At 60.5% G+C, this 17,888-nt stretch carries 19 protein-coding genes and 1 pseudogene; 4 read left to right on the top strand and 16 right to left on the bottom strand.

All coding sequences use genetic code 11. The features are described from left to right. Positions 1 to 87: 87 nt before the first annotated feature. From hemB to KGB14_RS21575, 3 genes are all read right to left on the bottom strand, one after another. On the bottom strand, positions 88 to 1,062 hold the full coding sequence (gene hemB / locus KGB14_RS21585; RefSeq protein ID WP_223488719.1) for a porphobilinogen synthase: 975 nt from the start codon (positions 1,060 to 1,062) through the stop codon (positions 88 to 90). A 233-nt stretch (positions 1,063 to 1,295) separates the two neighbouring features. Further along, positions 1,296 to 2,138 (bottom strand): PhzF family phenazine biosynthesis protein, encoded by an 843-nt coding sequence (locus tag KGB14_RS21580; protein ID WP_223488718.1) that lies wholly within the window; start codon positions 2,136 to 2,138, stop codon positions 1,296 to 1,298. 23 nt (positions 2,139 to 2,161) lie between these two features. Further along, positions 2,162 to 2,869, bottom strand: a complete 708-nt coding sequence (locus KGB14_RS21575) for a glutathione binding-like protein (protein ID WP_223488717.1) — start codon at positions 2,867 to 2,869, stop codon at positions 2,162 to 2,164. Between the two features lie 268 nt (positions 2,870 to 3,137). Between KGB14_RS21575 and KGB14_RS21570 the strand changes: the two genes are divergently transcribed. Further along, a complete protein-coding gene (locus KGB14_RS21570) occupies positions 3,138 to 3,809 on the top strand; it encodes a histidine phosphatase family protein (RefSeq protein WP_411740799.1) in 672 nt (223 codons plus the stop codon). A gap of 136 nt (positions 3,810 to 3,945) precedes the next feature. On the opposite strand, the gene mnmH is transcribed toward KGB14_RS21570, so the two are convergent. Next, a complete protein-coding gene (gene mnmH, locus KGB14_RS21565) occupies positions 3,946 to 5,049 on the bottom strand; it encodes a tRNA 2-selenouridine(34) synthase MnmH (RefSeq protein WP_223488715.1) in 1,104 nt (367 codons plus the stop codon). Continuing rightward, the gene (gene selD / locus KGB14_RS21560; RefSeq protein WP_223488714.1) at positions 5,049 to 6,083 is read right to left on the bottom strand and encodes a selenide, water dikinase SelD; all 1,035 of its coding nucleotides are present in this window, start codon (positions 6,081 to 6,083) and stop codon (positions 5,049 to 5,051) included. Before selD ends, mnmH begins: the two co-directional genes overlap by 1 nt. A 488-nt stretch (positions 6,084 to 6,571) precedes the next feature. Between selD and KGB14_RS21555 the strand changes: the two genes are divergently transcribed. Together KGB14_RS21555 and KGB14_RS21550 are read left to right on the top strand one after the other, a co-directional pair. Then, positions 6,572 to 7,528: a nucleoside-specific channel-forming protein Tsx gene (locus KGB14_RS21555; protein ID WP_223488713.1), complete on the top strand. Its 957-nt coding sequence runs from the start codon at positions 6,572 to 6,574 to the stop codon at positions 7,526 to 7,528. 24 nt (positions 7,529 to 7,552) lie between these two features. After that, positions 7,553 to 8,587: a purine-nucleoside phosphorylase gene (locus KGB14_RS21550; protein WP_223488712.1), complete on the top strand. Its 1,035-nt coding sequence runs from the start codon at positions 7,553 to 7,555 to the stop codon at positions 8,585 to 8,587. 111 nt (positions 8,588 to 8,698) lie between these two features. Here the strand turns inward: KGB14_RS21550 and KGB14_RS21545 are convergent, their stop codons facing one another. From KGB14_RS21545 to KGB14_RS21535, 3 genes are all read right to left on the bottom strand, one after another. Beyond that, positions 8,699 to 9,655: a zinc-binding alcohol dehydrogenase family protein gene (locus KGB14_RS21545; protein WP_223488711.1), complete on the bottom strand. Its 957-nt coding sequence runs from the start codon at positions 9,653 to 9,655 to the stop codon at positions 8,699 to 8,701. A gap of 29 nt (positions 9,656 to 9,684) precedes the next feature. Beyond that, entirely contained in the window at positions 9,685 to 9,858 is a 174-nt protein-coding gene (locus KGB14_RS21540; protein WP_223488710.1) for a DUF1427 family protein, read from the bottom strand. A 104-nt stretch (positions 9,859 to 9,962) separates the two neighbouring features. Then, the gene (locus KGB14_RS21535; protein ID WP_223488709.1) at positions 9,963 to 10,742 is read right to left on the bottom strand and encodes an AraC family transcriptional regulator; all 780 of its coding nucleotides are present in this window, start codon (positions 10,740 to 10,742) and stop codon (positions 9,963 to 9,965) included. Between the two features lie 143 nt (positions 10,743 to 10,885). Between KGB14_RS21535 and KGB14_RS21530 the strand changes: the two genes are divergently transcribed. Beyond that, a complete protein-coding gene (locus KGB14_RS21530) occupies positions 10,886 to 11,113 on the top strand; it encodes a DUF6555 family protein (protein WP_007907010.1) in 228 nt (75 codons plus the stop codon). 71 nt (positions 11,114 to 11,184) lie between these two features. On the opposite strand, the gene KGB14_RS21525 is transcribed toward KGB14_RS21530, so the two are convergent. The 8 genes and pseudogenes from KGB14_RS21525 to KGB14_RS21495 all read right to left on the bottom strand — a co-directional run bounded on the left by KGB14_RS21525 (position 11,185) and on the right by KGB14_RS21495 (position 17,559). After that, a complete protein-coding gene (locus tag KGB14_RS21525; RefSeq protein ID WP_223488708.1) occupies positions 11,185 to 11,343 on the bottom strand; it encodes a metallothionein in 159 nt (52 codons plus the stop codon). 96 nt (positions 11,344 to 11,439) lie between these two features. Then, complete coding sequence (locus KGB14_RS28765) at positions 11,440 to 12,195, bottom strand: methyl-accepting chemotaxis protein (RefSeq protein WP_411740798.1); 756 nt, start codon at positions 12,193 to 12,195, stop codon at positions 11,440 to 11,442. Positions 12,196 to 12,297: 102 nt separating this feature from the next. After that, positions 12,298 to 13,116, bottom strand: a pseudogene (locus KGB14_RS28760) (cache domain-containing protein); the annotation flags it as partial. 199 nt (positions 13,117 to 13,315) lie between these two features. Then, positions 13,316 to 14,632 carry a Na+/H+ antiporter family protein gene (locus KGB14_RS21515; RefSeq protein WP_223488706.1) on the bottom strand — a complete coding sequence of 439 codons (1,317 nt, stop codon included), beginning with the start codon at positions 14,630 to 14,632 and terminating at the stop codon, positions 13,316 to 13,318. A gap of 316 nt (positions 14,633 to 14,948) precedes the next feature. Continuing rightward, positions 14,949 to 16,262 carry a sensor histidine kinase gene (locus KGB14_RS21510; protein WP_223488705.1) on the bottom strand — a complete coding sequence of 438 codons (1,314 nt, stop codon included), beginning with the start codon at positions 16,260 to 16,262 and terminating at the stop codon, positions 14,949 to 14,951. Then, positions 16,259 to 16,927 (bottom strand): response regulator transcription factor, encoded by a 669-nt coding sequence (locus tag KGB14_RS21505; RefSeq protein WP_223488704.1) that lies wholly within the window; start codon positions 16,925 to 16,927, stop codon positions 16,259 to 16,261. Before KGB14_RS21505 ends, KGB14_RS21510 begins: the two co-directional genes overlap by 4 nt. 3 nt (positions 16,928 to 16,930) lie before the next feature. Continuing rightward, entirely contained in the window at positions 16,931 to 17,251 is a 321-nt protein-coding gene (locus tag KGB14_RS21500; RefSeq protein ID WP_223488703.1) for a PepSY domain-containing protein, read from the bottom strand. Continuing rightward, entirely contained in the window at positions 17,251 to 17,559 is a 309-nt protein-coding gene (locus KGB14_RS21495) for a PepSY domain-containing protein (protein ID WP_223488702.1), read from the bottom strand. The genes KGB14_RS21500 and KGB14_RS21495 overlap by 1 nt, the downstream gene beginning before the upstream one ends. Positions 17,560 to 17,888: the final 329 nt, after the last annotated feature.

Raw genomic sequence — 17,888 nt, 5'->3', positions numbered from 1 at the left:
AGATGTGTATAAGACACAGCCATAAATATCGACTGACACACCGCCTTCGCGAGCAAGCCCGCTCCCACAGTGGTTATGTGGTGGGCTTTAGATCCCGGCCAGGGCCAGGTCCATCGCGAAGTAGGTGAAGATCAAGTCCGCCCCGGCCCGCTTGATCGCCCCCAGACTCTCACGCACCACCCGATCCTCATCGATTGCCCCGGCCTGGGCTGCGAATTTGATCATCGCGTATTCGCCACTGACCTGATACGCCGATAACGGCAGGCGCGAGACTTCGCGAATGTCGCGGATGATGTCCAGGTACGCACCGGCCGGTTTGACCATCAGCGCGTCGGCGCCTTCCTGTTCGTCCAGCAACGATTCACGCACGGCTTCGCGGCGGTTCATCGGGTTCATTTGATAGCTTTTGCGGTCGCCCTTCAGCGCACTGCCACCGGCCTCGCGGAACGGGCCGTAGAGCGCCGAGGCGAATTTGGTCGAATAGGCCATGATCGCGGTCTGGCTGAAACCCGCCTCATCGAGCGCCCGGCGGATGGCCTGGACCTGCCCGTCCATGGCCGCCGACGGTGCGATCACATCGGCGCCGGCCCGGGCGGCCGCCACGGCTTGTTTGCCGAGGTTGATCAGGGTCTGGTCGTTATCGACTTCGTGGTGGTGCAGCACGCCGCAATGGCCGTGGTCGGTGTACTCGCAGAAACAGGTGTCGGACATGACGATCATTTCCGGCACCGCATCCTTGGCGATACGTGACATGCGCGACACCAGGCCGTTGTCGCTCCAAGTGTCGCTGCCGCTGCTGTCCAGATGATGGGACACGCCAAACGTCATCACCGACTTGATCCCGGCACGGGCATAACGCTCGATCTCACCCGCCAGCTTCGACTCGGGAATGCGCATCACCCCGGGCATGCTCTTGATCGGTACGAAATCGTCGATTTCTTCCTCGACGAAAATCGGCAGCACCAGATCATTCAACGAGAACTCGGTTTCCTGGAACAGGCTGCGCAGGCTCGCATTGCGGCGCAGACGGCGTGGACGTGCTTCGGGGAACTGACTGGACATGGGCCTTCCTGGGAAAACGGCGGATGGGACGAAAGTCGTAGGGGGCGAAGCTTATGCCCTGCAAGGCGCAGGACACAAACCTTGCGCAGCAGAAAAACCTTTACCGCTTCGGCAACAATCCCCGCATTCCCTGTGGGAGCGAGCCTGCTCGCGATGGCGGCATACCATTCAACAATCATGTCGACTGATAGTCCGTCATCGCGAGCAGGCTCGCTCCCACAGGTTCGGTGCGATTAAAGCGTCAGCGTGCCGCTGATGCAGGTCACCACCGCACCGCCAACCCAGATCTCATCCCCCACTTGCTCCACCTGAATCCGCCCGGCGCGCCCCATGGTCAGGCCCTGGCTGACGACATAAGACGCCGGAGCCAGCCCTTCGCTGAGCAACCATTGAGCGATCCCGGCGTTCAGGCTGCCGGTGGCCGGGTCTTCCGGCATACCGTCGCCGGAGATGAACGCACGCACTTCGAACTGCGCGTCATCGCCATCGCGCTCGGGGTGCCAAGGCGCGATGACACCGACGGCGAGGCCAAGCATTTGCGAATGATCCGGTTGCAGCGCCAGCACCTGTTGGCGATCCTCGACCATCACCGCCAGCCAGTCGGCGCCGTTGTCGACCCATTGCGCCCGCACGATCGCGCCCGGCGCCAGCCCGAGGCCCCGCCTTACACGCTCGACCAGTTCAGCGTCTACCGGACCGGACCGCAGCAGCGGTGGCGCGAGAAACGCCAGTTCCGCCCCCTGCCGACGCACCCGGACCAGCCCGACACCGCATTCCTGAATGATCTCCTCGCCCTTGGGCACCCCGCCGGCCTCGAGCCAGGCATGGCAGGTGCCCAGCGTCGGATGACCGGCGAACGGCAACTCTTGCAGGGTGGTGAAGATGCGTACCCGATAGTCGGCCCGGGGGTCCCGGGGTTCGAGCACGAACGTGGTTTCGCTGAGGTTGGTCCAGGCCGCGAACGCCGCCATGCGCTCATCGCTGAGCTCGTCGGCACCTAACACCACCGCCAACGGGTTGCCCTTGAGCGCGACGCGGCTGAAGACATCTACTTGTTTGAAATCGAATGAGCTCATTGCCTGCCTTGGTGACGAGGAATTCAAAGGGGTTGCTTGGGGATTTCCAGCCCGCGAATCACCGCCGGCCTTGCCAGAAAACGCTCCAGCACGCGGGTGACGTTGGGGAACGCCTGAATGCCCACCAGATCGCCGGCCTCGTAGAAGCCGATCAGGTTGCGCACCCATGGAAAGGTCGCGATGTCGGCGATGGTGTAACGCTCGCCCATGATCCAGTCGCGCCCCTCAAGACGTCCATCAAGCACTTTGAGCAGACGCTTGCTTTCGTCGACGTAGCGATCACGGGGCCGTTTGTCTTCATAGTCCTTGCCGGCGAATTTGTTGAAAAAACCGAGCTGGCCGAACATCGGCCCAATACCGCCCATCTGAAACATCAGCCACTGAATCGTCTCGTAACGCGCCGCCGATTCCTGGGCCAGCAGTTGCCCGCTCTTGTCGGCGAGGTAGATCAGAATCGCCCCGGACTCGAACAGCGCCAGCGGCTGGTCCCCCGGACCATGGGGGTCGAGGATCGCCGGAATCTTATTGTTGGGGTTCAGCGACAGAAACTCGGGGGACAACTGATCATGGGTCTCGAAGCTCACACGATGCGGCTCGTAGGGCAGTCCGATCTCTTCGAGCATGATCGAAACCTTGACGCCATTGGGCGTTGGCAAGGAATAGAGCTGAATCCACTCCGGGTATTGGGCCGGCCATTTTTGAGTGATGGGGAATGCAGACAAATCGGTCATAAGAGGCATCCACGAGAAAGTCAGAGTGAAGATCAAAAGATCGCTACCGTAACATCCTGTCGATAACCTTTCTCCCAATCCGTTCAAGGTTGCAGCTAAAGTGCCAGGCACCTCGCTCGGATCGAACCAAAGGGCTTCAAAGGACTCTGAACACTGCCCTGTAGGAAACGGACCGGGTCAATGGCATGGAAAACACCCGATGATGCGAGCTCGGGGTGTCAAGGTTGTCAGCCTTAACCGAATGCGCTGAAGATCACTTAATTCGATGATGAATCCTTTGAAATTCACCAAACGCTTCAAGCATCGCGCGTATATCTTCCTGCCCTCCCTGCTGGCGGTCAGCGCGTTGTTCTTGTCGCTGGAGTCCAGCGAAAGCCGCGCCCAGCCGGCGGACGGCACTCAGACGCTGGTCTTTCTGCGCCATGGGGAAAAACCTGCCGGCGGCCTGGGCCAGCTCAATTGTCAGGGGTTCAACCGCGCCATCGACCTGGCCACCTTGCTGCCGGAAAAATTCGGCAAGGCCAATTACGTGTTTGCCGCCAACCCGACGCGCAATGTCGAGGAAGGCGAACTGGATAATTCCTACAGCTACATCCGCCCTCTCATGACTATCAGCCCCAGCGCGATCAAGCTCGGTTTGCCGGTGAACATCAATTTCTCGGCCAACGACACCAGTGACCTGGCGGATGAACTGCTTCTCGACAAGTATCACAACTCGGTCATCTATACCGCGTGGTCCCACGGCTACCTGCCCGAGCTGATCAACAAGGTCGCCGAGGAAGCCGTCGGCGAGAAACAGAACATCGTCGAAGACTGGGAATCCAGCGACTATGACTCGCTGTACGTGCTCACGCTGAGCTGGCGCAACGGCAAGGCCAGCCTGCAGAGTCATCGCTACAAGCAAGGGCTCAATAATGGTCAGGAGAGCTGTCCGACGTAAGCGGTCGGGCGTCTGTCAGGGCCTCATCGCGAGCAGGCTCGCTCCCACATTTGATCTTCAGTGAACACAGACTTTGTGTACCACCGAGATCCAGTGTGGGAGCGAGCCTGCTCGCGATGGGGCCAGCATAACAACATCACCCCCGCTGATTACCCCGCTCCCGCAGGTATTCAAGTACTGCCCCCCGCTCCCCGATAAACTCGATCCGCGCCCCCTTCTTCTCCCGCTGAAACGCATACATCGGGTCGTAATACTCGCGCAACAACCCCTCGATCCAGCCCCGGTGCAAGTCCACCGCACCGCTGCTGGCCTGTTCCGCCAACGCGTCTTCCATCAAGGTCAACATCCGCCGATGACGTTCGCCACCCAGGCGCTTCTGGACATTGTTCAGGCTCGCCAGCAAACGCTCGGAAAACAGCGCGAAGCCTTCATCGCCGTGTACCTCGATGAACTCGGCGCACAGGTCCACCACGTAATCGCGCAGGATTCGCTCGACCCGCCCTTCCAGGCTGTCTTCCAGCCAGACCATCGGAAACTGCTGCATGCCCTGATACAACGACAGCGGCAGAGCGCAACTGCCGATCGCGCGGCTCTCGTCTTCCAGCACGAACTGTTCGATACCACGGGCACGCTTCTTCAGCACATCCACGGCCAGGCGGTTTTCAAAGTCGATGTTGGAGGGTTGGCCGGTGGCGCGTTTGCCGAAACTGGAGCCGCGATGATGGGCGTGACCTTCAAGGTCCAGCCCATTTTTCAATTGCGTGAGCACCTCGGTCTTGCCGGTGCCGGTCATCCCGCCCAGCAAAACGAAATCGCACTGGGCAATGGCCTGGTCGAGCGTGTCGAGCAAAAAGGTGCGCATGGCCTTGTAGCCGCCGCCGACTCGTGGATAGTCGATACCCGCCTCGTCCTTGAGCCACTGCTGAACGATCTGCGAACGCAGCCCGCCGCGAAAACAATACAAATAGCCATCCGGATGCGCCCGGGCAAAATCGGCCCAGGCCTGGATGCGCTCGGCCTTGATTTCGCCGGACACCAATTGATGCCCCAGCGTGATGGCCGCTTGCTGACCTTGCTGTTTGTAGCAAGTGCCGATCCGTTGCCGCTCGAGGTCATTCATCAGCGGCAGGTTGACCACGCCGGGGAATGCGCCCTTGAGGAATTCCACCGGCGCACGGGTATCCATCATTGGCCGGTCGTTGAGGAAGATGTCGCGGTAATCGGTGAAGTCGATGGACATCAAAACACCTCTACCGCGTGAGTCTGTCGCTCAATCAGTTCGCCGATCGGCTCAAGGGCCAGACCGAGCTCGGCGGCCACCGCCAAAAACGGCTCGTTGCCCTCGGGCGTGACCGCAATCAGCAGGCCGCCGCTGGTCTGCGGATCGCAGAGCACGCGTTTGTGCATTTCCTGAAGCCGCCCCAGTTTGCTGGCGTAGCTGTCGAAATTACGTAGCGTGCCGCCGGGCACGCAGCCCTGGTCGAGGTAATACTCGACACCCGGCAGACGCGGTACACGGTCATATTCGATGCGGGCGGTCACGTTGCTGCCGTCGGCCATTTCCACCAAGTGCCCGAGCAGGCCGAAACCGGTGACGTCGGTCATTGCGGTCACGCCGTCGAGTTTGCCGAAACGACTGCCGGGTTTGTTCAGGGTGCACATCCAGTCGCGGGCCAGGCCGATGTCGGCCGTGCGCAACTTGCCCTTCTTCTCGGCCGTGGTGAGGATGCCGATGCCCAGGGGTTTGGTGAGGTACAGCAGGCAACCGGCGGTGGCGGTGTCGTTGCGCTTCATGTGGCGTTTTTCCACCAGCCCGGTCACGGCCAGGCCGAAGATCGGCTCTGGTGCGTCGATGGAATGGCCACCGGCCAACGGAATCCCGGCCTCATCGCAGACCGAACGCCCGCCGCGAATCACTTCCCGGGCAATCTCCGGCGCCAGCACATTGACCGGCCAGCCGAGGATTGCAATCGCCATCAACGGATCGCCGCCCATGGCGTAGATATCGCTGATGGCATTGGTGGCGGCGATGCGACCGAAGTCGAACGGATCGTCGACGATCGGCATGAAAAAGTCGGTGGTCGAGACCACGCCACGTTCTTCGTCGATGGCATACACCGCCGCGTCATCGCGCGAGGCGTTGCCGACCCAGAGTTTCGGGTCCAGGTTCTGCGCGCCGCTGCCGGCCAGAATCACCTCCAGCACCTGGGGCGAAATCTTGCAGCCACAGCCTGCGCCATGGCTGTATTGGGTCAGACGAATCGGCTCGCTCATGGGGTGCACCTTGTGAAGTCAATGGCGAGGATTCTACAGCAACCCCATTTTGTAGGAGCTGCCGAAGGCTGCGATCTTTTGATCTCGATGTTCAGCAGATTCGAAATCGTCCGAAGATCGAGGGATCAAAAGAAAAGATCACAGCCTGCGGCAGCTCCTACAGGACCGCAGGCAAGGCTGTGTAGCGGTTCCCTCGCCACAAAAGCCCTATTGCCACAGATCGGGTTGTTCATCTGACCGTCGACACCACTTTGGTGCACATCCTCATCCAGATCCCTCCCCCCCGAGCTCCACTCATTTTCTCCATTCCCCCGAAATCCTTGACCAACAGGACAATAAAACGACCAATTCCCTCGATTTTTCAGCGTATTGAACAAAACTGGTATGCCTTGTGCAAACGTTTGCGAGTCGCCGATACCGGCCTGTTCGCTACCTAAGCGCACAAGCCCGCACCACCGGCCTTCGATCCGCACGAAAAGGGACTTTTAATGCATTGCACCTCCAACCGCGTGGCTTGCTCGCGCACTTTTGCTGTTTCCTTGCTGCTGGCCAGCGTTACAGGACTACTCAGCAGCCATGTTTTGGCCCAACCGGCCACCGCCGAAGAATCCGCCCAGGGCGAAGCCCTCAGCCCTGAAGCCAACCCGCCGAAAAAAGGCGCGTACCTGTCGGACTGGTTCAATCAGGACCTGACCGTCATCGGCAGCAAAGACATCAGTTTCGGTCCGCAACCGGCCGACGATATCTACCTGGAATATGAGTACTTCGGCCGCAAGGGGCCGTTCGAGTTGTACGGCTACGTCGACATTCCGAAGATCTTCGACATCGGCAACAGCCATGACAAAGGCGTGTGGGACCACGGCTCGCCGGTGTTCATGGAGCACGAACCGCGGATTTCCATCGACTACCTGGCCGGCCGCAGCCTGGCCGTCGGGCCATTCAAGGAATGGTACGTGGCGTTCGACTGGATCTATGACCACGGCAGCAACAGCGCCAATCGCGCCAACACGCTCTACAGCGGCCTCGGCACCGACATCGACACCCATTCGCGGGCCAACCTGTCGGCCAACTTCTATGGCCGCTACCAATGGGAAAACTACGGCGCCAGCAACGAGTACTCATGGGACGGCTACCGCGCCCAACTCAAATACATCGTGCCCATCAGCAGCTTCAGCAACGGCGCTTCGTTGACCTACATCGGTTTCACCAACTTCGACTTCGGCTCCGACCTGCACAAGGACAACCCGGCCCGCACCGCCAACGCCACCGTGGCCACCAACGTGTTGCTCTACGCGTTCACCCATTTGCGTTTCACCCTGGTCGGCCGTTACTTCCACAACGGCGGCAACTGGGAGGATGGCAGTGAGTTGAATTTCGGCGACGGTGACTTCCGCGCCCGTTCCAACGGCTGGGGTTACTACGCCGGTGTCGGTTATCAGTTTTAAGGCTCATTTGAATCAGGAGGTTTTATGAAGGCAATGATGCGTCTTTCCCTTTCCCTGTCACTTACCTGCGGCACCCTGCTCTCTTCTGCTGCCTGGGCTGGCGACGTGCCGATCCAGCCGAAAGTGATGCTGATCACCATGTTCGCCCCCGAGGCGCAGAACTGGATCGATCGCCTGGAGCTCAAGCAGGAGGTGCGCGTACCGGGCCTGTCCGCCGAGTACCCGAATATTCGCTGCAACACCCAACAGGTGTGCTTGATGGTCACCGGCATGGGCCAGACCAATGCGGCGGCCTCGACCCTGGCTCTGGCGCTGTCGCCGAAATTCGACCTGCGCAAAAGTTACTTCCTGATCGCCGGGATTGCCGGCATCAGCCCGCACCACGGCACCCTCGGCACCACCGCGTGGGCTCACTATCTGGTGGAATTCGGCACCCAGTGGGAGCTGGATTCCCGGGACGCGCCGAAAGACTGGCCCACCGGTTACCTGGGCATCAACACCAAAGGCCCGAACGAAAAGCCGCCGCTGGACTACAAGACTGAAGTCTTCGAACTCAACCCGAAGTTGCAGGCCAAGGCATTCGCCCTGAGCCACAAGGTCGAGCTGAGCGAGAGCAAGGAATCGGCAGCATGGCGCTTGAAGTATCCGTCTGCGCCAGCCAATCAGCCGCCAGAGGTGACCCAATGCGACACGCTGGCGGGCAATACCTGGTTTTCCGGGACGCGGTTGAGTGAACGGGCGGAGGTCTGGACCCAACTGCTGACCAACAACGAAGGGGTCTATTGCACGACTCAGCAGGAAGACAATTCCACCTACGAGGCGCTGCTGCGCGCTAGCCGTGAGGGTCTGGTGGATGTCCGGCGCCTGGCCGTGCTACGCGCCGGTTCCGACTTCGACCGTCCGGCGCCGGGTCAGAGCGAGGTGGATAACCTGCTCAAGTACGCCGATCAGGGCGGTTTTGTGCCGGCGCTGGAGAACCTGTACCGCACGGGGAATCCGTTGGTGCAAGAGATTTTGCAGAATTGGTCGGCTTGGGAGAAAGGCGTTCCCGAAGCCTGAGTTCGGCTGAGGACGCCTTCGCGGGCAAGCCTCGCTCCTACGGGTGATGTGTCGATCAAAATATCCGTGGTCGACACATAACCCGTAGGAGCGAGGCTTGCCCGCGAAGCTTTACGGCAACAAAATCACCTTGTCGCCACTGCCCTGATTCACCTGCGCATACCGCTCCAGGCCCTCGGCCAACGGTGACTCAAGCAACCCTTCCGGCAACGGCAACAGGCCCTGATCGAAAAACTTTCCGAACTGATCAAGCATCGCCGCACACGCCTGAACGCCGTACAGCAACGAGTTGACTCCCACCACCGAACCGCCCTTGCGATACAGCGCCAGGGCCGGCAATTGCACGTGTCCATCGGCCGGTGCGGCGATGATCGCGATGCGGCCGAACGCGGCCAGCGCCGGGACCGAGGCCGGCAGCCAGAAACCGGTGGTGTCGAAAATCACGTCGGCGCCGCCGGCATACACGGCGTTCACTTGTGCGCTCAAGCCTTCCGGTTTATCCAGTTGCAGCGTCTGATACCCCTGAGCCTGCAAGTCCTTGACCTGCTCCGGTCGCCGCGCCGCCGCCAGCACCTGGGCACCGCGAACATTGGCCAGCGCCAGTGCCGCACTGCCCACCGCCCCGCCGCCGATCACCAACAGTCGCGTGCCGGCCGTCACCCCGCTGCGTTCCAACGCATCCCACGCCGTGGTGTACGGCACTCCGAGGCTGGCGGCCTGGGCAAAGCTCAGATGCGTCGGCTTCAGGGCCACACCATTGGCCGGCAGTTTGACGAATTGCGCATGGGAGCCGTCGGCAAAAAAGCCCAGCTCACGACCGGTGCCCCAGACTTCCTGGCCAATCAGCGCCTGAGGGCCTTCGACGACGATACCGGCGAAATCACGACCGGGAATCCTCGGCAGCGTGGTGTAGGGAAACCGTCCCAGTACGTTTTTCACATCGCTGGGATTCAGGCCCGCAGCCTTGATCTGGACCAGCACTTCATCGGCGCCGGGAACGGGGGTGGGAACCTCAACGTAGCGCAGGGCCGAGAGGTCGCCGGTTTTGTCGAATTGCAGTGCTTTCATGGGCGTTTCCATCGAGTGGATAAAAGATTTCAGGAGAGCCAGCCCGCCACCAGCTGCCGGCCCAGGGGCCACAACTGTTCACCGGCGAGCATGCCCAGCAGGCCTATCAGAGCAATGGCTGGTGGTGCGGGAGAGCGAAAACCAAGCGCGCCGTAGAGCAAGCCGACGCCCAGACCGATGACCAGCGATATGAAGTAGCTCATCGCAAACTCCGTAAGCAAATTGAGGTATGCCCGGAGTCTAGAGAGAGGCAGCCGTGAGTATCGGCCAAGTGCTTCTGAATATCGGCCAAAGCGTTTGCACGAACTCAGCCTTGAAGCGACCCCGCGCAAAACTGTGAAGGCGCGACGCCCAGTTCCCGACGAAACATGTCGCTAAAGCTGCTCGGCGAATAGCCCAGTTCCCGGGCAATCGCGCTGACGGAAACACCTTGAATCAACTCCGCCACGGCGGTCGCCAGCTGCACCTGCCGTCGCCACTCGGCGAAACCCATGCCCAGACCGGCCTTGAACAGTCGCGCCAGGGTGCGCACGCTGGCCCCGGCGTTTTCGGCGTGCTGCTCGAAGGGGATATCCAGCGACGGCGCGACCATGACCGCCTGACACAGGTTCATCAGCCGCCGGTCGGAGTCGTCCGGCAGCGGGATTTTCAGCTGTGAACGCCTGGCGCGCTTGAGCTCCAGCAATGCCAGGCCGACCAGCGCTGCGTAGTAATCCGGTGCACCGTGGTCCCCCTGTTCCACCAGCCCGACAATCAGTTCGCGCAGCAGCCCGCCGACTTCAATCACCTGAACACCGTCGTCCAGCGTCGCGGCCAATGCGGGCCGCAGATAGATGTTGCGCATCTGCAGGTCCGAAACCACGCGAATCCCGTGAGGTACGCCCGGCGGCAGCCAGACGGCCCGTTGCGGCGGCACCACCAGCGCTTCATGAGGCGTCTCGACCCACATTACGCCGCTCATCGCATACAGCAACTGGCCCCAGACATGCTCGTGAGGCTCGATATACAACCCGCGCGGATAAGTGCGCGCCAGCGGCTGCACGGGCACATCGGTATCGCTCAGATCAGGTGGCGCGGCAAGGGCCATGGGCTAGGATCATTCGGGGTCGGGAGCCTCATGGTAACGAGACACATAAGTCGTTGCCACCCGTCGCCACCGCCTGACAATTGGACTGAATTTTCCGCGCGCCCAACGATCCCTCTATAACGACAGGGAGGAATACAGGCTTTATGAACAATGCAAAACTTTTCGTTATTGAATACACCCTGCATGGCAAGCCCAAGTCTTTCATTATCCGCCTGGACAAAATGGACAATGCAGAGGCTTGGCACTGGGCAAGTTGCGACGCCGGCGTCGGCCGGATCCCGCGCTTTGGCCGTGAGCGGGTGCAAAAGACCAGCAAACCGCTGGCAGAAAAATTCGGCATCGAAAATGTTACCTGGCGACCGGCGAGTTGAGCGTTGAGCGGGAGGGCAAACAGTCAAACTGAAAGTGGAGCCTGGACGGCTCCACATTTTTGGCTGGTTAGTCAGTGCTTGGCACACTTGCAGCCTTTGGTGGAGCATTCTTCGCCGTGTTCATGATGTTTGGCGCAGCCTTCACAGCAATAGTGCTTGCCGTGACGCACGATGGGGTGTTCACCCAGCTTGCAGGAGCATTTCGGGCAGTCGCAGGTACCGTCGTTCATGAGTCTGACTCCATGGTGATGGTCGTCCGGGTGCGACGGATGCGCACCGTAATACCAGTGTAGGAGTTAGTGTCAACTGCGGCCCCGTTCATGGCATTAAATGCGGAACTGCCCGACCAGTTGCCCCAGGCGCCGACCGAGGTCGGCGAGGCTGCGCGAGGTCTGGGCGCCGAGCTGGGTTTCGTCGGCGACACTGTCTACGGCCACCGCGATCTGGTGCACGCTGCGATTGATCTCTTCGGCCACCGCGGTTTGCTCTTCGGCAGCGCTGGCGATCTGGGCGTTCATCGAGTTGATGGTGCCGATCAATTGGGCCATGGCATCCAGAGATGCCCCCGCCTCGTTGGCCTGGGCCGACGTGCCGTCGCCGGCCTCGCTGGAGCGGCGCATGGCCTCGACGGCCGATTGGGTGCCGGCCTGCAAGCGGTCGATCATGCTCTGGATTTCCTGGGTGCTGATTTGCGTGCGGCTGGCCAATGCCCGCACTTCGTCGGCAACCACCGCAAAACCACGCCCGGCCTCACCGGCGCGTGCCGCCTCAATGGCAGCGTTGAGCGCCAGAAGGTTGGTCTGCTCGGCAATCGAACGGATCACCCCGAGTACGCTGACAATCGACGACACGTCTTTCTGCAGGCTGTCCAGAGACACCCCGCTGCTGCGAATGTCGTTCACCAGCGCATGAATCTTCACGATACTGCCGGCCACCACGCGCTTGGCGGCCTGGCCTTCTTCGTCGGTCTGCTGGGCAGCGACCGCCGCGTTTTGCGCGCTCTTGGCCACTTCCTGGGCCGCCGCCGACATTTCGTTGATCGCCGTGGCCACCTGATCGGTTTCGTGGCGCTGGCGCTCCATGGCCTGATCCGAACGCTGGGCCTGATCAGAGACCTGATTCACCAGCCCGGTCAGTTGCGAAGTCATTTCAGTGATTTGCCGCACGAGGCCGTGGATCTTGTCGACGAAACGGTTGAACGAGCCGGCCAGTTCGCCGAGTTCATCCTGGCTGGTGATGGTCAGGCGCCGGGTCAGGTCGCCCTCGCCCGCCGCGATGTCGTCGAGGTTGGCTTTCATCAGGTTCAGCGGACGCAAAATGGTGTTGGCCAGCAACATCCCGGCGGCGGCGATCAACAGCAGCACCACCACCGCAATCCCGACAATGCTCAGCACCACGCCTTGCATGCGTTCCTGGACCTTGACCTCAACCAGCGCCACTTGAGCTTCGATGCCGTCGAGGTTGACCGAGGTGCCGACCGCCATGTCCCACTTGGACAGGTATTCGGTATAGCCGAGTTTAGGCACCAAAACCTGGGAGTTACCGGGCAGCGGCGAGCTGTATTGCAGGTAATGGGTACCGTCCTTGGCGACTTTCACCAGATCGCGGTTGACGTAGACGCCGTTCGGGTCGCGGTTGTCCTTGAAGCTCTGGCCCACGCCTTCGGGGCTGCCGGCCTTGAACAGGCGCACGGTGTTGGAGTCGTAGCCGAAGAAGTAACCGTCCTTGCCGTAGGTGATGCTCGACAGCAACTTGATCACCTGCGCCCGCGCCGCATCATCGCCGGGGGCGGCCGCGTCGTAGAGCGGTTTGATCGTGGTCATGGCCACGGCAACGTAACTTTGCAGGGTCGCCTTGGCATCGCTGAGCAGTCGCTGACGGGTTTCCTCGACTTCCTTGCGGGCCTGCTCTTGCAGAATGAACAGGGTGGTCAGGCTGATGACCAGCGCAAAGAGCAACACCGGGAGGACGGCAAGGGACAGGACTTTAGCCTTCAGGCTCATGCGCATGACGTTCACTCTTTTGGTTTTGTTGGCGTGGTTAAAGGCTTTAACGGCAGGCCAATTCAAAAGTTGAGTGAAGGGCACAGCAATCAAGTGTGGGAGCGGGCTTGCTCACGAAGGCAGCGGCACATCCAGCATTGATGTGTCTGACAGATCGCTTTCGCGAGCAAGCCCGCTCCCACATTTGATCCGGGGTGTTTTACAGAACCATCGCCGCCACCCAGCCAAACGCCAGCAACGGCAGGTTGTAGTGCAGGAAGGTCGGGACCACGGTGTCCCAGATGTGGTGATGCTGGCCGTCGATGTTCAGACCGGAGGTCGGCCCCAGGGTCGAGTCCGAGGCAGGTGAGCCGGCATCACCCAACGCGCCGGCGGTGCCGACGATGCACACGATGGCGATCGGGCTGAAGCCCAGTTGCACGCACAACGGCACGAAAATCGCCGCCAGGATCGGCACCGTGGAAAACGACGAACCGATGCCCATGGTCACCAACAGCCCGACCAGCAGCATCAACAGCGCACCGATACCTTTGCTGTGGTTGATCCACGTGGCTGAGGATTCCACCAGCGTCTGCACATGACCGGTGGCCTTCATCACTTCGGCAAACCCGGATGCGGCGATCATGATGAAACCGATCATCGCCATCATCTTCATGCCTTCGGTGAACAGGTCATCGGTGTCGCGCCATTTGACGATGCCCGACACCGAGAAGATCAGGAAGCCCACCAGCGCCCCGATAATCATCGAGTCCAGCAGTAACTGAACGATGAATGCGACGGCAATGGCCAGGCCGGCGACCATCAGGCTCATTGGGTTGTATTGCACCGCGACCTGTTCGACCTGCTCGATCTTTTCCAGGTCGTAGACGCGCTTCTTGCGGTAGCTGATGAACGCCGCCGCGAGGCCAAAAACCATGCCCAGCGCCGGAATGCCCATGGCATGGGTGACGTTGATGCCGCTGATGTCCACCCCGCTACGGGCGACGTTGGCTAGCAGGATTTCATTGAGGAAGATATTGCCGAAGCCCACGGGCAGAAACATGTACGGCGTGATCAGACCGAACGTGATGACACAGGCAATCAATCGGCGGTCCAGTTGCAGTTTGGTCAGCACATATAACAGTGGCGGCACCAGCAACGGGATAAAGGCGATATGAATCGGCAAAATGTTCTGGGAGGCAATGGCGACCACCCACAGCAGACCGATCAGCAGCCATTTGACATTTCCGCCACCGTTGGCGTGCTGGCGATCGACCATGGCCAGGGCTTTGTCGGCCAGCGCATGGGCCAGACCGGACTTGGCAATGGCCACGGCGAACGCACCGAGCAAGGCGTAAGACATCGCCACCGTCGCCCCGCCACCAAGGCCATTGTTGAAGGCTTTCAGGGTCGCGTCGATGCCCAGGCCACCGGTCAGACCGCCCACCAGCGCGCCCACGATCAGCGCGATGACCACATGCACGCGGGACAGGCTGAGGATCAGCATGATGCCGACCGCGGCAATTACTGCATTCATTATTGCTACCTCAAAAACAGCGCGGTGAGGCAATCACCGCCAAACGGAATGAGTCCGGCCGGCAGTCTGCACAGGCCGCCAGCGGATTAAAGAAAAAGGGTTTTATTAGAGGGCGCGCACTGTGCCGGAGCATTGCCGCCTTGTCAAAGCCAACGCCCCGTAGGAGCTGCCGAAGGCTGCGATCTTTTGATTTTTGCGCCCTTAATGACGCCGAAGATCAAAAGATCGCAGCCTTCGGCAGCTCCTACGGGGTGTGAATCCGTCAGTTCCGGGGCTGATTCAATGCATTCCTGTGGGAGCGTCCTTCGGATGGGCGTCAGCGTTTGGGCAACTCGATCGTCACCTTCAACCCGCCCCACTCGCTTTCCTCCAGCCTCAACACCCCGCTCCATGTGTCGACGATGTCGCGCACGATGCCCAATCCCAAACCATGTCCATCCGTCTGTTCATCGAGCCGGGTACCACGACTGAACACGTGATCACGCTGGTCTTCGGGAATCCCCGGTCCATCGTCTTCCACGCTCAACTCAAACCCTTCTGCCGTTTCGACCACGCTTAACCGCACCTCGGCATCCGCCCACTTGCAGGCGTTGTCCAGCAGGTTGCCGAGCAGCTCCAGCAAGTCTTCGCGATCCCATGGCAGTTGCAAACCGGCCGGTGCCCGGTAGCTCAGGTCGAGGTGTTCGCCGTGAATCATGTGCAATGTGGCCAGCAACCCAGGCAGCTCGGCATCGCAATCGAACAACGCCCCCGGCAGTGCATCACCGGACAACCGGGCGCGGTTGAGTTCACGATTGAGCCGCTGCTGGACCTGTTCCAGTTGCGCCTGCATGACTTTGCGCAGCTGCGGATGAGCGTCGAGTTTTTCGCTGGAGGCCAGGCTCAACAACACCGCCAATGGCGTTTTCAACGCATGGCCAAGATTGCCCAAGGCATTGCGCGAGCGCTTGAGGCTGTCTTCGGTGTGGGCCAACAAATGGTTGATCTGCGCCACTAGCGGCTCCAGCTCCACCGGCACCTCTTCGTCAAGTTGCGAGCGCTGGCCCTGCTGCAACTGGGCGATTTGCTCGCGGGACTTTTCCAGCGGTCGCAAGGCACGGCGCACGGTGATCCGTTGCAGCAGCAGAATCAGCAGCAACCCAACCAGCCCCAACCCCAGACCGACCTGCTGCATGCGGCAGAAACTATCGCGCACCGGGGTGTAATCCTGGGCGACGCTGATGGAAATCGCCTGACCCAGCCGACGATAGTCCGAACGCAACACCAGCAGCTGCTGCCCTTCCGGCCCCAATTGCAGGTTGCTTTGCAGACCTGCGTGTTCGAGCCGCGGCAGCTCCTGATCCCATAACGAGCGGGAACGCCAATGGCTGTCGGCAAAGTCGATGCGAAAGTAATGCCCGGAAAATGGTCGCTGATAGGCCGGCGACAAGTGTCGTTCATCCAGCTGCAACCCTTGCGGGCCACGCACCAGCGCCACCAGAAGGTTTTCGCTGTCGTCGCGCAGCCCGGCTTCGAGGTAGCGCTGCAACCCCATTTCAAACAGCCACAGGCTGGTTTGCGCCAGCACCAGGCCGACGATCACCATCACGCTGATCAGGCCCAGACTCAAGCGGCGCTGGATCGACCTCACTGAGCTTGCCCGCCGAACAGGTAACCCTGACCGCGACGGGTTTCGATCACGCTGCGACCGAGCTTGCGTCGCAAGTGATTGACGTGAACTTCCAGCACGTTGGAATCGCGCTCGGTTTCACCGTCGTAGAGGTGTTCGGCAAGGTGGCTTTTGGACAGAATCTGCTCGGGATGCAGCATGAAATAACGCAACAGGCGGAATTCGGCGGCGGTGAGCTGGATATCGGCGCCGTCGCGGGTCACGCACTGGCGCCCTTCATCCAGGTGCAACCCGGCAGCCTTGAGCGTCGGTTGATTGGCCTGGCCATGGGAGCGGCGCAACAGCGCCTGGACCCGTAAGTGCAGCTCTTCGGGGTGAAACGGTTTGGTCAGGTAATCATCGGCACCGGCCTTGAGGCCTTCGATCCGCTCGGCCCAGGAACCGCGCGCGGTGAGGATCAGCACCGGCGTGGCCAGGCCTGCGGCCCGCCATTGCGCCAGCACGTCGAGCCCCGGCAAACCCGGCAGGCCGAGGTCGAGGATGATCAGGTCATAAGGCTCGCTGCTGCCCTGGTACACCGCATCGCGGCCGTCGGCCAGCCAGTCCACGGCGTAACCCTGCCGGTTGAGGCCGGCCATCAATTCGTCGGCCAGCGGCACGTGGTCTTCCACCAGGAGCAAACGCATCGGTCAATCTTCCTTGTCTTTCAGTAAATGGCCGGTGCTGGCGTCCAGGTCCAGTTCGCGCACCACGCCTTCGGCGGTCAGCAGCTCGACTTCATAAATGTAGACGTCGTGTTTTTCTTCAAGCTCGGCTTCCAGCAATTTGGCTCCGGGATAGTGGCCCAGCGCTTGCTGCAAGAGCTGCTCCAGCGGCAGGATCACACCTCGTTGGCGCAGGCGCAGAGCTTCGTCCTGATCCAGGTCGCGAGCCATGGCCACCGAGCAAAAAGCCAGGAGCGCCAGCGCCATTCGACTGCTGGCGCGTCGATTTAACGAAAACACCTTCATTACGTATCCTGATGATTCTTGAGAACCTGCCCGCTGACTGCGTCCAGTTCCAGGGACCACTCAATGCCCTGCGGGTCGCGCAGTTCCACCTGGTAGATGTACTTGCCGTACTCTTCTTCGAGCTCGGTTTCGCTGATTTTGGCGCCGGGGTGTTTGGCCAATGCCGTGGCGTTGAGCTTCTCGAAGGACACAATGGTACCAGCGTCACGCAGTCTCAGGGCTTCGTCGGGGCCCAGGTCTCGCGCGTGTGCGATGCTGGTGGTCATGGCGATGATGGAGGCAGTGAACAGGGCAGTCAGAATTTTCATGGGTGTCTCCGTATTTTTTTATGTGTTGCCTACGGGCGCTACCTTAGTGATTCGAACTTAACTGAAACTGAATTGCCATCATTGGTAATAGCAACACAACATCATTGATACAAATCCCTGTAGGAGCTGCCGAAGGCTGCGATCTTTTGATTTTGATTTTGGCGTTCATGACGCCGCCAAAGATCAAAAGATCGCAGCCTTCCAGACTGTGTGAAAACCTAGCCATTTGCGCAACGATTCAAGAAAATGCCCCGTATTGAAAGATACGGGGCATTTTTGCTGTGGCGTATATCCAAGGTGAACCACGAAACCAGACCAGCCTATTCCCG

The sequence above is a fragment of the Pseudomonas sp. A-RE-19 genome (assembly GCF_019956555.1).
Lineage (GTDB): Bacteria > Pseudomonadota > Gammaproteobacteria > Pseudomonadales > Pseudomonadaceae > Aquipseudomonas.
The sequence above is the reverse complement of the archived record's forward strand: the minus strand, read 5'-3'. Positions and strand labels throughout refer to the sequence as shown.

Bases quoted from the DNA above. Each gene is read 5' to 3' on its own strand.
- hemB (WP_223488719.1), bottom strand. From the start codon at position 1,062: ATGTCCAGTCAGTTCCCCGAAGCACGTCCACGCCGTCTGCGCCGCAAT.
- KGB14_RS21580 (WP_223488718.1), bottom strand. From the start codon at position 2,138: ATGAGCTCATTCGATTTCAAACAAGTAGATGTCTTCAGCCGCGTCGCG.
- KGB14_RS21575 (WP_223488717.1), bottom strand. From the start codon at position 2,869: ATGACCGATTTGTCTGCATTCCCCATCACTCAAAAATGGCCGGCCCAA.
- KGB14_RS21570 (WP_411740799.1), top strand. From the start codon at position 3,138: ATGAATCCTTTGAAATTCACCAAACGCTTCAAGCATCGCGCGTATATC.
- mnmH (WP_223488715.1), bottom strand. From the start codon at position 5,049: ATGTCCATCGACTTCACCGATTACCGCGACATCTTCCTCAACGACCGG.
- selD (WP_223488714.1), bottom strand. From the start codon at position 6,083: ATGAGCGAGCCGATTCGTCTGACCCAATACAGCCATGGCGCAGGCTGT.
- KGB14_RS21555 (WP_223488713.1), top strand. From the start codon at position 6,572: ATGCATTGCACCTCCAACCGCGTGGCTTGCTCGCGCACTTTTGCTGTT.
- KGB14_RS21550 (WP_223488712.1), top strand. From the start codon at position 7,553: ATGAAGGCAATGATGCGTCTTTCCCTTTCCCTGTCACTTACCTGCGGC.
- KGB14_RS21545 (WP_223488711.1), bottom strand. From the start codon at position 9,655: ATGAAAGCACTGCAATTCGACAAAACCGGCGACCTCTCGGCCCTGCGC.
- KGB14_RS21540 (WP_223488710.1), bottom strand. From the start codon at position 9,858: ATGAGCTACTTCATATCGCTGGTCATCGGTCTGGGCGTCGGCTTGCTC.
- KGB14_RS21535 (WP_223488709.1), bottom strand. From the start codon at position 10,742: ATGGCCCTTGCCGCGCCACCTGATCTGAGCGATACCGATGTGCCCGTG.
- KGB14_RS21530 (WP_007907010.1), top strand. From the start codon at position 10,886: ATGAACAATGCAAAACTTTTCGTTATTGAATACACCCTGCATGGCAAG.
- KGB14_RS21525 (WP_223488708.1), bottom strand. From the start codon at position 11,343: ATGAACGACGGTACCTGCGACTGCCCGAAATGCTCCTGCAAGCTGGGT.
- KGB14_RS28765 (WP_411740798.1), bottom strand. From the start codon at position 12,195: ATGGAGCGCCAGCGCCACGAAACCGATCAGGTGGCCACGGCGATCAAC.
- KGB14_RS21515 (WP_223488706.1), bottom strand. From the start codon at position 14,632: ATGAATGCAGTAATTGCCGCGGTCGGCATCATGCTGATCCTCAGCCTG.
- KGB14_RS21505 (WP_223488704.1), bottom strand. From the start codon at position 16,927: ATGCGTTTGCTCCTGGTGGAAGACCACGTGCCGCTGGCCGACGAATTG.
- KGB14_RS21500 (WP_223488703.1), bottom strand. From the start codon at position 17,251: ATGAAGGTGTTTTCGTTAAATCGACGCGCCAGCAGTCGAATGGCGCTG.
- KGB14_RS21495 (WP_223488702.1), bottom strand. From the start codon at position 17,559: ATGAAAATTCTGACTGCCCTGTTCACTGCCTCCATCATCGCCATGACC.